This is a genomic window from Actinomadura spongiicola (assembly GCF_003432485.1).
In the GTDB taxonomy this organism is placed as follows: Bacteria; Actinomycetota; Actinomycetes; order Streptosporangiales; family Streptosporangiaceae; genus Spirillospora; species Spirillospora spongiicola.
This window is the reverse complement of the sequence record NZ_QVNQ01000010.1, coordinates 133389-147453: the sequence shown is the minus strand read 5'-3', so window position 1 is coordinate 147453 and position 14065 is coordinate 133389. Positions and strand designations below refer to the sequence as shown.

Below are 14065 nucleotides of genomic sequence, written 5' to 3'. Positions count from 1 at the left end.
GGCGTCACCACGCGAAGGTCCGGTCGACCGCGTCCAGGATGCGGTCGAGGTCGGGCAGGTAGTCGTCCTCGTTGCGGGACGGCGGGTACGGCGTGGAGAACCCGCCGACGCGGAGTACCGGCGACTCCAGCCGGTAGAAGCACCGCTCGGTGATCCGCGCGGCGAGTTCGGCGCCGAACCCGTTGAACACCGGCGCCTCGTGCACGACGACGCACCGTCCCGTCCGGTTCACGGACTCGACGACGGTGTCGATGTCGAGCGGGCTGAGCGAGCGCAGGTCGATGACCTCAAGGGAACGTCCCTCGTCGGCGGCCGCGGCCTCCAGGCACGTCTTCACCGAGGGGCCGTACGCCAGCAGCGTCGCGTGCTCGCCCGGGTGGACGATCCGGGCCTGGTGCAGCGGCGTCCAGTCGCTCGGCGCCGACTCGACGTCGACCTCGGCCTTGTCCCAGTAGCGCCGCTTCGGCTCGAAGAAGATCACCGGGTCGGGGGACAGCACCGACTGCTGGATCATCGTGTACGCGTCCACCGGGTTGGAGCACGTCACGACCCGCAGGCCGGGCGTGTGCGTGAAGTACGCCTCGGGCGACTCCGAGTGGTGCTCCACCGCGCCGATGCCGCCGCCGCACGGAATTCGGATCACGACCGGCAGCGACAGCGCGCCGAGCGACCGCATCCGCATCTTCGCGAGCTGGGTGATGATCTGGTCGGCGGCGGGGAACACGAACCCGTCGAACTGGATCTCGACGATGGGCCGGTAGCCGCGCAGCGCGAGCCCGATCGCGGTTCCGACGATGCCGGACTCCGCCAGCGGCGTGTCGATGACGCGTTCCTCGCCGAAGTCCTTCTGGAGGCCGTCCGTGACCCGGAAGACGCCGCCGAGCTTGCCGACGTCCTCGCCCATGACGAGGACCTTCGGGTCGTTCTCCAGGGCCTTGCGCAGGCCCTCGTTCATGGCCTTACCGAGGGTGAGCGTGGTCACTTCGCCTCCTCCTCGAACGACGCCAGGTAGGCGGCGAACTGCTCCTGCTCCTCGGTCATCAATGGATGATGCTCCGCATAGACGTGGTCGAACATCGTCAGGGGCTTCGGGTCGGGCAGGGACAGGCATCTGTTGCGCAGGTCCCGCGCCAGCTGCTTGGCCTCGTCCTCGACCTTGTCGAAGTAGCCCGTGTCCGCGTAGTCGTTGCGGACCAGGTACGCCTTGACCCGCTCGATCGGGTCCTTGAGCTTCCACGCCTCCTCTTCGGCCTTCAGCCGGTAGCGCGTGGGATCGTCCGTGGTCGTGTGGGCGCCCATCCGGTACGTGAACGCCTCGATGAGCGTCGGGCCCTGCCCCTCCCTGGCGTTCTCCAGGGCCTTCCTCGTCACGGCCAGACAGGCGAACACGTCGTTGCCGTCCACACGCAGGCCCGGGAACCCGTACCCCTGCGCCCTCTGGTAGAGCGGGATCCGCGACTGCCGTTCGAGCGGTTCGGAGATGGCCCACTGGTTGTTCTGGCAGAAGAACACGATCGGCGCGTTGAACACGGAGGCGAACACGAACGACTCGTTCACGTCGCCCTGGGAGGTCGCCCCGTCACCGAAGTAGGCGATGGTCGCGGTCGCCGACGGTGTGCCGACGACGCCGTCCCGCTGGACGCCCATCGCGTAGCCCGTCGCGTGCAGCGTCTGCGCGCCGATCACGACCGTGTACAGGTGGAAGTTGTGCTCGGCCGGGTCCCAGCCGCCGTGGCTGACGCCGCGGAACAGCCCGACCATGTTGAGGTGGTCGACGCCCCTGCACCAGGCGACGCCGTGTTCCCGGTAGGTGGGGAACGCCATGTCGTTCTCGGACAGGGCGCGTCCCGACCCGATCTGCGCGGCCTCCTGGCCGAGCAGCGACGGCCACAGGCCCAGTTCGCCCTGCCGGGTGAGCGCCACGGACTCCAGGTCGAGGCGCCGGACGATCACCAGATCGCGATAGAGGTCGCGTACCTCCTCGGCACTGAGGTCCAGGGGGTAGTCGGGATGCTCGACGCGCTCTCCTTCGGGGGTGAGCAGTTGGACGAGCTCAGGTTCGGCGAGCTCGGGGGTGTCGGGCGCGCCGCGCACGGAGTCGATCGTCATCGATGACACTCCTCGTTCGGGGCCGGCGCACGGGATCGCCGTGCGGTGGCCGATGCCAACGGCTCCCGGCCCCGGTAAGGGACGAAAGCCGCTTATGCCATCGTGGCAGACATCACACCCTGTGATGCAAGTCCCGCCACCCGGGTCTCTACCCCCGGCTCACTTCCCTGACGCAAACGTGACGCATCCCACTCGTTTCCCCGGGGACGCACTGGTTATTCGCGGGAAAGGGCCCTGGTCACGCCCGCGGCGACGGTCAGGCCGAGGACGAGCCCGCCCGCGACGATGAAGTTGGCGATCCACTGGTAGACGCCCTTGGGCGCGAACGCCATCTCCTGCCCCAGGGTGCCGATGGGGAGAAGAAGGTCCAGTGTGTAGAAGAACGCATTGAAATGCGGCTTCTGACCGGTGTCCAGTACATCCGGCTTGTGCAGGGAGAAGACGATCGTTCCGAACGCGAGCAGGCCGATCAGCCAGCTCGCCGCGCGGAACGGACGGTAGCCGTAGCCGACCAGACCGTCCTGCAAGAAGCCGATGACCTTGCGGGACATGCCCTGCGTCTTGCGCCGGTCCCGGGCCTTGGCCAGCAGGACGGACCGTCCGTCGGCGTCCAGGCCGAGGGACCGGTACGTCTGCGCGAGCCGCTCGTAGGGCTGCGGCGCGTAACCGTCGGTGTCGCGGCGCAGCCAGGCGAGGCGCTCGCGGGCGGTGAGCGGCGGATCGAGGGTCTCGTACTGGAGGCCGTCGAGCTGGAGCCGCTCCGGCCAGGAGGACGCGTCGTCCCGCAACAGGTTGATCCGGGCGTAGGACAGGTCGGCGGTGCCGTGGATCGGCTCGGCGGTGCGCAGCAGCAGCTCCTCGGCCTGGACGCGCTGGAGGCTGAGGGCCGTCCCCTGGTCGTGTCGCAGGTGGGCGTCCCGGAAGCTGAGCTGCCCGGTGACGCGGGCGCCGGAGAAGCTGACGGTGCCGACGGCCGAGAAGCCGTCCGAACAGTAGATGTCGGTCTCGACGGTCAGGTCGTCGGCGTTCAGGGCCGTGCGCTGCGGCGCCGACAGCCGCGCGCCGACGAACGACAGGTACCCGCCGACCGTGGCACCGCGCAGCCGCACCTCGCCCTCGGCGCTGAACCCGCCGTCGCAGAACACGTTCGCCGCCACGTTCAGGCGGCTGGCGTACAGGGCCGCGCCGGACGGGTTGTGCAGCCGCGCCCCCCGGAAGATCAGCTGGCCGCCGACCGTGGCGCCGGGCAACCGGACCTCGCCGGTGGAGCTGAAGCCCTGGTCGCAGTACACGTTGGCCTCGACGGTGAGGCGGTCGGCGAGCAGCGCGTCCCCGCCCGGGTTGCTCAACTGGACGCCCGACATGTTCAGGATGCCGGTGATGTTCGCGCCGTCCAGCCACAGGCCGCCGCTGATCCGGCTGCCCTCCAGCCACAGATGCCCGTCGACGCGCGTCCCGGACGCGATCAGACCCGGCAGGCGGCAGCGCATCAGATGGACGCTGTTCATGCTCGCCCAGTACAGGTGCGGCGCCTCGTCGAACGAGCAGCCGGTGAGCGCCAGCGGAACGCTGACCTCCGCGTGACCGAGGTTCAACGAGCCGGTGATGCGGGCGCCGCCGAGCCGGACGGCCGCGACCTGCCCCGGCTCGGACTCCACGGCCCCGACGAGCAACGCGACAAGGACCTCCGCCCTGACCACCCGCTCGTGTCCCCACTGGTCGGACTGGCCGATGTCGTCGTAGGCGGGGTCACCGGACGACAGGTCGACCGATTCGCCCTTCGGAAACGCCGCCCAGAGACGGCGCTCCGCGGGGGTCAGGTCCTCGATGTTCATCGGGCGGCTCCGGGGGGTGCGGCTGGTTCGTGATGGGCAAATGGTGCCGTACGCTTCAGGATCGTAAGGAAAAGCGCTGATCATAGAGGGGGCGGCCATGGCGCGTGTCGTCGTCGACGTCATGCTCAAGCCGGAGATCCTCGACCCGCAAGGGCAGGCGATCGCCCGGAAGTTGCCGCAGATGGGCTTTGACGGGGTCGTCGCCGTCCGCCAGGGCAAGCGGTTCGAGGTGGAGCTGGAGGGCGAGGCCGACGAGGCGGCCCTGGAGCGGGTCGGCAAGATCGCCGAGACGTTGCTGGCCAACCCCGTCATCGAGAACTACGAAGTTCGCGTTATCTGACCGTCTTGACCAGAAATAGCAAGGAATAGCGTTCGGCGATAACCCGCATTGGCGCGTTCCAAGCGGCGCCGCCCGTGAGCCGGCCGGCGACGAGTCCTCTGCGGAGGGCCCGGGAGTATAGCGATTACGGAACATTCCGCGGGGGAAGTGTTAGCTGCGTCGAAGTCGTCGAGCACGCTCCGGGGTCGGGGGACCGTCGGGAACATTTCCGGAGCTGACACGAGGTGTCCGGGTGGATATGAGATTCTCGCTCTCGCTGCCGCGCGAGGAGCCGAGCATCCCGGTGGTCCGACGGGTGGTGGGACACGCGCTCCGGGGAATGGGCGTCGCCACCGACTGCGTCGACGACGTTCTGGTCGCCCTCTCCGAGGCCTGCACGAACGCCGTCCAGCACGCCCGCGCGACCGGCGAGTACGTGGTGGTCGGACGGGTCGACGAGGGCGTCTGCACACTGAAGATCATGGACTGGGGTCGCGGCGGCCCCCGGCCGGCCCCCGGAGAACGGGGGATTTTGAGCGAATCCGGCCGCGGCATTAAGATCATGCGTGCTCTGGTGGACGACCTGGACATCGACTCATCACCCGACCGGGGCACCATCGTCCACCTGCGGAAGCGCCTGACCTGGCGTGATGAGGCACTGGTCCGGCGCCTCGACCGCCGACTCAGCCGTAGCGCCGGGTAGATTGGTTGCGCGCGGGGGATGTGACGCGCATCGGGGTGATCGGCGGTACGACCCGCCCGTCCCGGCCGCCCCTCATTTCGGAGGAACAGACAGATGGACGCTGCCCGGGTGGGGATCATCACCTTCCCCGGTTCGCTCGACGACAAGGACGCCGCACGCGCCGTCCGGTTGGCCGGCGCGGAACCGGTCGTGCTCTGGCACGGCGACCACGACCTGCGTGGAGTCGACGCCGTCGTTCTCCCCGGTGGGTTCTCCTACGGTGACTACCTGCGGGCCGGAGCGATCGCCCGCTTCGCGCCGCTGATGACCGAACTGACCGCCGCCGCCGGCGCCGGCCTGCCGATCCTCGGCATCTGCAACGGCTTCCAGGTGCTGTGCGAGTCGCACCTGCTGCCCGGGGCGCTGCTGCCGAACGCGGGCCTGCACTTCGTGTGCCGTGACCAGCGTCTCAGGGTGGAGAACGCCGACACCGCGTGGACGAGCGAATATCGGGAAGGCCAGGAGCTGGTGATCCCGATCAAGAACCGGGACGGCCGCTACACCGCCGATCGGGAGACCCTGACGGAGCTGGCCGACACCGGCCGCATCGTCGCCCGGTACGTCGACCTCAACCCCAACGGATCCCTCGACGACATCGCCGGCATCTGCAACGAAGCCGGCAATGTGGTCGGTCTCATGCCCCACCCGGAGCACGCCGTGGAGTCACTGACGGGCCCGTCCACGGACGGTCTCGGCTTCTTCACGTCTGTGGTCAAGAAACTGGTGGCAGCATGAGCGCAGTGAACCGGGGGACGTGGGGGGTCGTCCCCCACAAGGAGAACGCATGAGCGAGCAACGGTCCCACCCTGCCGGGCGAGCGACCCAGGAGTCCTCGGACGAGCCCTCGATGGAGTGGCTCGGCGAACTGAAGTCCGACGCCGACGATCCGGAGCTTCAGCCGGTCGACCCCTCGGTGACCCAGGCATTCGAGGCCATGCTCGAAGAGGCCAAGCCCGCCCCCCCGGGCGCCGCGCAGCCGCAGCCGGTGCCGCAGCCGGTGCCGGTCGCCCCCGCGGAGCCGGTCATCCAGGTCGACCCGGCCGTCCAGGCGGCGCTCAACGCGGCGGCGGCCCTGGCCCTCCCGCCCCTTCCCGGCGGCACCGTTGAGCGGCCCGACCAGGAGTTCGCCCGCGCCCTCGCCGAGGAACGCGCCTCCGGCGACCCGTCGTCCACCGTTGCGGACGCGGCGCCCACCCCTCCCGACACGAACGGCTTCACCACACCGCCGGTGCCTCCGCCCGCTCCCCAATCCCCCCTGGACCCGAACACGGGCCCACAGCCTCCGGTCGGCCCGAACACCGGCCCGCAACCCCAGGTCGGACACGGAACGGGCCCGCTGCCCACCGTCCCCCCGGGCACGGGTCCGCTCCCGGTGGTCGGCCCTAACACGGGCCCGCAACCCACTGTGGGCTTGGGCACGGGCCCACTCCCCACCGTCGGCCCGAACACCGGCCCGCAACCTCAGGTCGGGCCTGGCACAGGCCCGCAGCCCGCCGTCGGCCCGAAACCTCAGGTCGCCCCGAACACCGGGCCGCAGCCTCAGGTCGGCCCCGGCACGGGTCCGCAGCCCACCGTGGGGTTGGGCACGGGCCCACTACCCACCGTGGGCCCCAACACCGGCCCGCAGCCGCAGGTCGGGCCGCACACCGGCCCGCAGCCCCCGGTCGGCCCCGGCACGGGTCCGCTGCCGGCCGTGTCCCCCGGTACGGGCCCACAGCCCCAGGTCGGCCCGAATACCGGCCCGCAGCCTCCGGTCGGACGTGGGACGGGTCCGCTGCCCGCCGTGCCGCCCGGCACGGGGCCGCTACAGGTGGTCGGCCCTGGCACGGGCCCGCAGCCCACCGTCGGCCCGAACACCGGCCCGCAACCGTTCGTCCCGCCCGAGCGGCCCGGTACCGGTCCGCTGCCCGCGATCGGGCGCGGCACAGGCCCCCAGCACGCTCTGGGCCAGGGGACGGGGCCTCAGCCCACCGTCCACCTCGGCACGGGACCGCAGCCCGCCCTCGGCCCCGGCGACGGCCCCCGGCCCGCGGTCGGGTCCGGCGCGGGGCAGCGGCCCGCGATCGGCGCCGGACCGGGTTCGCAGCCCGCGATCGGCGCGGGCGCGCCGGCCTACTCCGGCACGGACACCGTCGCGATCGCCGCGGCGTCTCCGGAGCGTCCGCTGCCGTACGTCGAGCTGGGCATGAACGACGAGGAGTACCAGCGCGTCCGCAACATCCTCGGGCGCCGTCCGACGTCGTCGGAGCTGGCGATCTACTCGGTGATGTGGAGCGAGCACTGCTCGTACAAGAGCTCCAAGGTGCATCTGCGCCAGTTCGGCGACAAGGCCCCGAAGACCGACAAGCTGCTGGTCGGCATGGGGGAGAACGCCGGGGTCGTGGACATCGGCCAGGGCTGGGCGGTCACCTTCAAGGTGGAGTCGCACAACCACCCGTCGTACGTGGAGCCCTACCAGGGCGCGGCGACCGGCGTCGGCGGGATCGTCCGCGACATCATGTCGATGGGCGCGCGGCCGATCGCCGTCATGGACTCGCTGCGGTTCGGCCCGGCGGACGCGCCGGACACCCAGCGCGTCCTGCCGGGTGTCGTCGCGGGCATCGGCGGCTACGGCAACTCGCTCGGCCTGCCCAACATCGGCGGTGAGACGGCCTTCGACGCCTGCTACGAACAGAACCCGCTGGTGAACGCGCTGTGCGTCGGTGTGATGAAGCACGAGGACATCAAGCGCGCCGTGGCCCCCGGCCCCGGCAACAAGGTGATCCTCTTCGGCGCGACCACCGGCCCTGACGGCATCGGCGGCGCGTCCGTCCTCGCGTCGGCGACGTTCGACGAGGAGTCGCAGAAGAAGCGGCCGTCCGTTCAGGTCGGCGACCCGTTCATGGAGAAGCTGCTGATCGAGTGTTGTCTGGAGCTGTTCGGCGAGGACCTCGTCGTCGGCATCCAGGACCTCGGCGCGGCCGGGGTGTCGTGCGCGACGACGGAGCTGGCCGCGGCCGGTACGGGCGGCATGCACATCGACCTCGACCTCGTTCCGCTTCGCGACGAGACGCTCCTCCCCGAGGAGATCCTCATGAGCGAGTCGCAGGAGCGGATGATGGCGGTGGTGGAGCCGGGCAAGGTCGACCGCTTCCTGGAGATCTGCGCCCGCTGGGAGATCCCGGCGACCGTCATCGGGTCGGTCACCGACACGCGCAGGCTGGTCATGACGTGGCGCGGTGAGACGATCGTCGACATCCCGCCGGTGACCGCCGTCGACGAGGGTCCGGTGTACCAGCGTCCGCTGGAGCCGCCGCAGGACCTCGGGGCCCTCCAGTCGGACACGCCGGGGCGCCTCACCCGTCCGTCCAACGGCGACGAGCTGCGCCGCACCGTGCTGTGGCTGGCCGGGTCGCCGAACCTCGCGAGCAAGACGTGGGTGACCTCCCAGTACGACCGCTACGTACTGGGCAACACCGTGCTCGCGATGCCGGAGAACGCGGGCGTGGTCCGCATCGACGACGAGTCGGGGCTGGGCATCGCGCTGTCCCTGGACGGGAACGGCCGGTACACCCGGCTCGACCCGTACGCGGGCGCGCAGCTCGCGCTGTCCGAGGCGTTCCGGAACGTCGCCGCCACCGGCGCGCGGCCCCTGGCCGTGACCAACTGCCTCAACTTCGGCTCCCCGGAGGACCCGGGCGTCATGTGGCAGTTCGCCCGCGCGGTCGAGGGCCTGGCGGACGGCTGCCAGTACCTCGGCATCCCCGTCACGGGCGGCAACGTCAGCTTCTACAACCAGACCGGCACCACGGCGATCAACCCGACCCCGGTCGTCGGCGTCCTCGGCGTCCACGACGACGTGCGCCGCCGCGTGAACATGTCCCTCACCACCGACGGCGCGACGATCGCGCTGCTCGGCGAGACCCGCGAGGAGTTCGGCGGGTCGGAGTGGGCGCATGTCGTCTACGGGCACCTGGGCGGCCTGCCGCCGCTGGTGGACCTGAAGGCGGAGGCGGCGCTGGCGTCGGTGATGGTGAGCGCCATCCGGGACGGGCTGGTCACCGCCGTCCACGACCTGTCGGACGGCGGCCTGTCGCAGACGCTGGTGGAGTCGTGCCTGCGCGGCGGGCTCGGCGCCAGGATCACGCTGCCGGGCGACCCGTTCACGGCGCTGTTCAGCGAGTCGGTGGCCCGCGCCATGGTCGTCGTCACCCCGGGCGCGGAGGCGCGCCTGGCGGCGCTGTGCGAGTCGGCGGGCGTCCCCGTCGCGCAGCTCGGCGTGGCGGGCGGCGACGCGCTGACCGTCACGGGCCGCGCCCCGGAGGGCGACCAGCAGGAGCTGTTCAGCATCCCGCTGCACGAGCTCCGCGAGGCCCACGAGCGCATGCTCCCCAGCTACGCCGACTGACCCCCAACGTCCGCGCTCACCAAATCGACGCGGCGACCACGCAAGAACGCGAAAGGGCGTCCTCAACCCTGAGGGACGCCCTTCGCGCAGGCATATGCCGACCCGAGAACCGAGCTCCGAACCGCCCCGATTGTCCGGGCGCATGCCGGTCAGTGGACCGAGTTCTGATAGCGAAATCACGGCCTGCGGAAAGTCCGCCGTTCCGGCGCTGTCCCGGGCCGTTCTCCGCCGGACGAGACGGTGGGGGCCGTCCCAGCTTGAGGTGGCCGTTCCAGTCCTCCATGGCCATCGAACACAGTGGCCTCAGCCCCCGCCGAACGCGTTACCCGCCCGGCGCAGCGAAGCCGAAGGCGAGCGTAGCCGGGTGGATCGCGAAGCGATGCGCGTTCGCCCAGGGACGGTCACGTTGCGAGCCGCCAGGCGAGCGGAGTGGGCCGGGTCTGCGATCAACACAGCCGGGTGGATCGCGAAGCGATGCGCGTTCGCCCAGGGACGGTCACGTAGCGAGCCGCCAGGCGAGCGGAGTGGGCCGGGCCGCAAAAAATACAGCTAGAAGACCGAGATGTGGACGTGGTCGTAGTGGTTCGCGGTCGTTCCGCCGCGGTTCTCCATCATGCGCCAGCCGGGGCTGCGCATGTCGTAGATGCGCTGCCGCCAGATGACGTACTTGATGCCGAGGGAACGCGCGTGGGTGATCGCGTACTGGGCGGCCGCGTCGCCCTTTGACTGGGCGCTGCCCGTGGCCATCGCGCCGCCGGTCGTGACCATGAAGTCGCAGGCGCGGCCGGTGCCGTGGTCCTGCGGGTCGCCGGGGCGGGTGCAGCCGATCACGGGGAACGGGCCGGTCTCCAGGTCGATGGTGTTCTTGGCCCGGAGCATGCGGGGGGTGACGCCGCCCATGCCGATGCTCGGCGACTCGGGCTTGTAGCGCTTGACCAGGGCCTTGATCTCGGCCTTCCGGCTGAGCAGGTCCTTGATCTCCTTCTTCAGCTGCGCCATCTTCTGCTCGGCCTGCCTGCGGGCCTGGAGTTCGTCCTGGACGAGCTTCTGAATCTGCTTGACCCGTCCGGCCTTGTTCTGGGCCAGATGGCTGACCAGGGTGGCGTTGCTGAGCAGGTCGCTCGGGTTCGCGTCGGTCACGAACGTGACCGTGGGGTCCTCGCCGTTCATCATGTACTGGGTCGCGGCGAGCTGGGCGACGAGGTCGCGTGCTTCGAGGAGGTCCTGCTGGAGGTCCTGGGACTTCTGGAGCGACTTCCTCGCGGCGTACTGGGCGTCCTTCAGCTTGGCCAGGTCGCCGCCGTACTCCTTGTCGAGCTTCTCGATCTGCCGGTTGAGCTGCTGGAACTTCTTGCTGTCACCCGGGTCGGCGGCGTAGGCGGAGAGGGCGGCGAGGGCGGGTGGAGCCGCGGCGGACGGGGTGGCGGTGCCGATGAACGGCAGTGCCGTGGCGAAGGCCACGAGAGCCAGACCGGCGCGTCTGCCACGGCGCCGGCGTGCGGAGGCGGGGGTCTCCACGTGTACTCCTCTCGTCACTGCCGTAGGTCAATGGACATCAAAGTGCCGTTTGTGCCTCGCCAAGGTTAAACCCCAGAGATCAGTGGGACGGGGCGAAGCGCGAGAAGCCCGGTCGCTTCCTGGGAGCCGAGCCATCTTACGTGACGCGACTCACAGCGTCCCCTTGTGGACAAGGCGGTTCAGCCACTTCTTCTGTACGGGACCGGTTCAGCCTCGGTTCAGACGGCCTCCGTAACCGAGGTTCGTGCCGGGCCTGCTCCATGTGTACTGGACGGTCCCGTCCGGTTGCCGGGTGATCTCGACGACCCCGGACGTGCACGGCTTCCCTACGGACAGGGACATCTTCAGCGCGCTCTCGGTACCCCGGGTCAGTGTGACCGTGCCGTTGCACCGCTCTCTCGGGTAGAACACGCGGCCCGTGGTTCCGCCGGACGTGAACGTGACTTCCAGGGGGAAGGAGACGTTGCGGTTGGTGTTGACCATCGTCCCCTTCCATGTCCCTTCGAACGCTGACGGGATGGTCGTCACCGGACGGTTGTCCGAGGCGTTCGCGTGGTCGGGCGGTGGGTCGTCGTCGGCGCGGAGTTGGGGCCACAGCACCAGCGCGATGATGGCGATGCCGACACCGACGCCGATGAACAGGGACAGCGCCACACCGAGCACGTGGTTGCTGGGGCGCCGCATCCGCGCGAGGGACGCGAACGGCGACTGGCTCTGCCCGTCGTCGTCGTGGCCGGGTACGAGTCCTGGGATGAGGTGCGGTGCCGATTCGGTGCTGTTGTTCTCGTTCAGGTCGACGGCGTCGAACGTGGCCGTTCGGTCGACGGCGATCGGGTCGAGCTTCGTGGTCTCGTCGATCCGGTCTGGCTGGGCGGGGCGGGGCGGGTCGTTCTCGCCCAGTGCATGGAAGGCCGCGGTTTCCTCGAAGGCCGTCGGGTCCAGGTCGGCGGGGGACGGCCCGGGTTCCGGCCTAGGTTCAGGGCGCGGCCGCCGCATGCGGGAAAGCTTCCCCAGCAGTGGGATGGACGGCGTGGAGGCGGCCCCCGGATCAGGTGGCGTGCCCGGGGCGGGTCCTGACGGGCTCGGCGGGCTCGGGGTGAACGCGTGCGGCGTGGACGGCGCGGGCCCCGGACCGGCGGGCGTCGGGTGGGGCGGAGCTCCCATCGGCGTTCGCGGCAGTTGCGTCGGCGGAATCGTTGGCGCGGGGTTCGGTGCGGTCTGTGGTGCGGGTTGCCCGGACGCGAGCGCGCGGCCTTCGTCGACCATGGTGGGCGGCATGCGACCGGCGAGCGGAGCTTTCTCGTCCAAGAGCCGTTCGAGGAGCTGCCTTGCCGTCGGACGGTCGTCCGGGTCCTTGGCCAGAGCACCGGCCAGAATGTCCCGGAGCGTATCGGGGACCTTCGACAGGTCCGCGTCGTCGTATACGATCCGCTGCATCACCTCGGACGGCGAACCGTCGCCGAACGGTGGGGCGCCGGTGGCGGCGAACAGAAGCGTCGACGCCCAGGCGAACACGTCCACGGCCTGGCCGCTTCCCGAGCCGCGCAGCTGCTCGGGTGCCTTGTAGGACGGGTCCTCGGTCATGTGCCCGCTGAAGGAGGCGTTCACGGCCTCCAGCGCTTGGGCGATGCCGAAATCGCACAGCCGCGGCCCGTCCCGTCCCAGAAGGATGTTTCCGGGCTTCAGGCTGTGATGGAGCGCGCCCGCACGGTGAACGGCGGCGAGAGCGACCGCTGTACCGACGGCCACACGTTCGACGACGGCGCCGCCGCGTGGGCCTTCCTCGTCCACGAGTTGCTGGAGGGACGGTCCGTCCACCCACTGGCTCACCACGTAGGGACGGTCGCCTTCCACATCGGCGTGAACGATGGCGGCCGTGCAGAAGCCGGAGACCTTCCGGGCGGAGGCGAACGCGTCCGCGAACCGTGATCTGGCGGCGGGCTCGCCGCTGAGCCGCACATGCAGGACCTTCACGGCGACGGGGCCGCCCGACGGGTCCCTGCCGAGGAAGACGGTGCCCTGCTCGCCCACGCCGAGCCGCCCCGTGACCTCGAAGGCGCCGAGTCTTCGCGGGTCACCCGGCTGCAGAGGCAGCGCCTCGGGCATCTGACGAACCTCCGTGTTCTCCGGGACGGCGTCCACGGCCTCCCCGTTCTCCTCTACTTCCCGAGGCCGCCCCCTGGCCTGGCACCGGGGTCCCTTTCTACCGTCTGCGCGGTATCACGGGGGCAATGGTGGCACCGGCCCGCTCCATCACCGCGACCGGGTAGCGTCGGGACGTGTCGCGAACACCGCTCACCCTCTCCGTTCTGAACGAACAGCGCGCCGCGCTCGGACTGCCGCCGTACACGGGCGCCGACGAACCCGCCGAGCTGCGTCGCGCGGCCCTGGACACCGTCCTAGCCGGAATGGAGGCGGGCGAGGCCGAACCGTCCCGTCCGGTCGTGAAGGGAGCGGTGCGGTTCCTGCTCGACCGGCTCGCCGAGCTGGCGCCCGGCCGTTCGGTGGAGGTTCGCGTTCCTCCTTACGCCGCCGTCCAATGCATCGACGGGCCGCACCATACCCGGGGCACACCCCCGAATGTGGTGGAGATGGACGCCGCGACGTGGATCGGGCTGGCCACGGGCCGCCTGTACTGGAACGACGCCGTCGAGGACGGCCGGGTCCGTGCCAGCGGAGCCCGCGCGGACCTGTCAGGCCATCTCCCACTGCCCGTCGACCGAGCAGTCGCCGAACCCACCTGACGCTCTAGGTCCTGTCAGCCTGGGCGAAGGGGAACTCGCGCTCGACGCAGTTGCGGCGGGACGTGTCGTCCGGGTACCGGGTCTCGTCCCCACACTGGGCCGCCTTGCTCAACAGCACGAAGAGCGCCGCCGCGCCGACGGCGAGAGCCAAGGACGAACAGACGACGCCCACGATCGCGGGACGCCGATCCCCCTCCCGCCGCACCAGGGACACCGCCCCGAGCACGACCCCGACCAGAGCCGGGATCATTCCCACCAGGCACAGGACGAGCCCCACCAGCCCGGCGATTCCGAGCACCTGAGATGACCTCGCCAGCGTGCTCCGCCTGGGCGGAGCGGGAGGCGAATACGTCTGGTACCCGGGCAGCGTCATGTGGTCCTCCACGTGTCGGTCACCAGAGTCCCCCGCGT

General features: G+C 70.5%; 11 protein-coding genes. 5 read left to right on the top strand and 6 right to left on the bottom strand.

Annotated elements, in window-relative coordinates; translation table 11 throughout:
• Positions 1-4: 4 nt before the first annotated feature.
• The 3 genes from D0T12_RS28290 to D0T12_RS28280 all read right to left on the bottom strand — a co-directional run bounded on the left by D0T12_RS28290 (position 5) and on the right by D0T12_RS28280 (position 3944).
• The gene (locus D0T12_RS28290) at positions 5-982 is read right to left on the bottom strand and encodes an alpha-ketoacid dehydrogenase subunit beta (protein WP_117403268.1); all 978 of its coding nucleotides are present in this window, start codon (positions 980-982) and stop codon (positions 5-7) included.
• Complete coding sequence (gene pdhA / locus D0T12_RS28285; RefSeq protein ID WP_117403266.1) at positions 979-2109, bottom strand: pyruvate dehydrogenase (acetyl-transferring) E1 component subunit alpha; 1131 nt, start codon at positions 2107-2109, stop codon at positions 979-981. The genes D0T12_RS28290 and pdhA overlap by 4 nt, the downstream gene beginning before the upstream one ends.
• Before the next feature lie 215 nt (positions 2110-2324).
• Positions 2325-3944 (bottom strand): hypothetical protein, encoded by a 1620-nt coding sequence (locus tag D0T12_RS28280; RefSeq protein ID WP_117403265.1) that lies wholly within the window; start codon positions 3942-3944, stop codon positions 2325-2327.
• A 97-nt stretch (positions 3945-4041) separates the two neighbouring features.
• Between D0T12_RS28280 and purS the strand changes: the two genes are divergently transcribed.
• The 4 genes from purS (at position 4042) to purL (ending at position 9392) form a co-directional block, all read left to right on the top strand.
• Positions 4042-4284, top strand: a complete 243-nt coding sequence (gene purS / locus D0T12_RS28275; protein WP_117403263.1) for a phosphoribosylformylglycinamidine synthase subunit PurS — start codon at positions 4042-4044, stop codon at positions 4282-4284.
• A 238-nt stretch (positions 4285-4522) separates the two neighbouring features.
• Positions 4523-4966 (top strand): ATP-binding protein, encoded by a 444-nt coding sequence (locus D0T12_RS28270; RefSeq protein WP_233526333.1) that lies wholly within the window; start codon positions 4523-4525, stop codon positions 4964-4966.
• Between the two features lie 93 nt (positions 4967-5059).
• A complete protein-coding gene (gene purQ / locus D0T12_RS28265) occupies positions 5060-5740 on the top strand; it encodes a phosphoribosylformylglycinamidine synthase subunit PurQ (RefSeq protein ID WP_117403259.1) in 681 nt (226 codons plus the stop codon).
• Positions 5741-7190: 1450 nt separating this feature from the next.
• Positions 7191-9392 carry a phosphoribosylformylglycinamidine synthase subunit PurL gene (gene purL / locus D0T12_RS28255; RefSeq protein ID WP_199487765.1) on the top strand — a complete coding sequence of 734 codons (2202 nt, stop codon included), beginning with the start codon at positions 7191-7193 and terminating at the stop codon, positions 9390-9392.
• Between the two features lie 549 nt (positions 9393-9941).
• On the opposite strand, the gene D0T12_RS28250 is transcribed toward purL, so the two are convergent.
• Positions 9942-10910, bottom strand: a complete 969-nt coding sequence (locus D0T12_RS28250; RefSeq protein WP_117403257.1) for a coiled-coil domain-containing protein — start codon at positions 10908-10910, stop codon at positions 9942-9944.
• A gap of 207 nt (positions 10911-11117) precedes the next feature.
• On the bottom strand, positions 11118-13016 hold the full coding sequence (locus D0T12_RS28245; protein ID WP_147339664.1) for a serine/threonine protein kinase: 1899 nt from the start codon (positions 13014-13016) through the stop codon (positions 11118-11120).
• Between the two features lie 173 nt (positions 13017-13189).
• Between D0T12_RS28245 and D0T12_RS28240 the strand changes: the two genes are divergently transcribed.
• The gene (locus tag D0T12_RS28240) at positions 13190-13654 is read left to right on the top strand and encodes a sterol carrier family protein (RefSeq protein WP_117403253.1); all 465 of its coding nucleotides are present in this window, start codon (positions 13190-13192) and stop codon (positions 13652-13654) included.
• Positions 13655-13658: 4 nt separating this feature from the next.
• Here the strand turns inward: D0T12_RS28240 and D0T12_RS28235 are convergent, their stop codons facing one another.
• The gene (locus tag D0T12_RS28235) at positions 13659-14027 is read right to left on the bottom strand and encodes a DUF4190 domain-containing protein (protein ID WP_117403504.1); all 369 of its coding nucleotides are present in this window, start codon (positions 14025-14027) and stop codon (positions 13659-13661) included.
• Positions 14028-14065: the final 38 nt, after the last annotated feature.

Bases quoted from the DNA above. Each gene is read 5' to 3' on its own strand.
- D0T12_RS28245 (WP_147339664.1), bottom strand. From the start codon at position 13,016: ATGCCCGAGGCGCTGCCTCTGCAGCCGGGTGACCCGCGAAGACTCGGC.
- D0T12_RS28270 (WP_233526333.1), top strand. From the start codon at position 4,523: ATGAGATTCTCGCTCTCGCTGCCGCGCGAGGAGCCGAGCATCCCGGTG.
- D0T12_RS28235 (WP_117403504.1), bottom strand. From the start codon at position 14,027: ATGACGCTGCCCGGGTACCAGACGTATTCGCCTCCCGCTCCGCCCAGG.
- purL (WP_199487765.1), top strand. From the start codon at position 7,191: ATGAACGACGAGGAGTACCAGCGCGTCCGCAACATCCTCGGGCGCCGT.
- purQ (WP_117403259.1), top strand. From the start codon at position 5,060: ATGGACGCTGCCCGGGTGGGGATCATCACCTTCCCCGGTTCGCTCGAC.
- D0T12_RS28280 (WP_117403265.1), bottom strand. From the start codon at position 3,944: ATGAACATCGAGGACCTGACCCCCGCGGAGCGCCGTCTCTGGGCGGCG.
- purS (WP_117403263.1), top strand. From the start codon at position 4,042: ATGGCGCGTGTCGTCGTCGACGTCATGCTCAAGCCGGAGATCCTCGAC.
- pdhA (WP_117403266.1), bottom strand. From the start codon at position 2,109: ATGACGATCGACTCCGTGCGCGGCGCGCCCGACACCCCCGAGCTCGCC.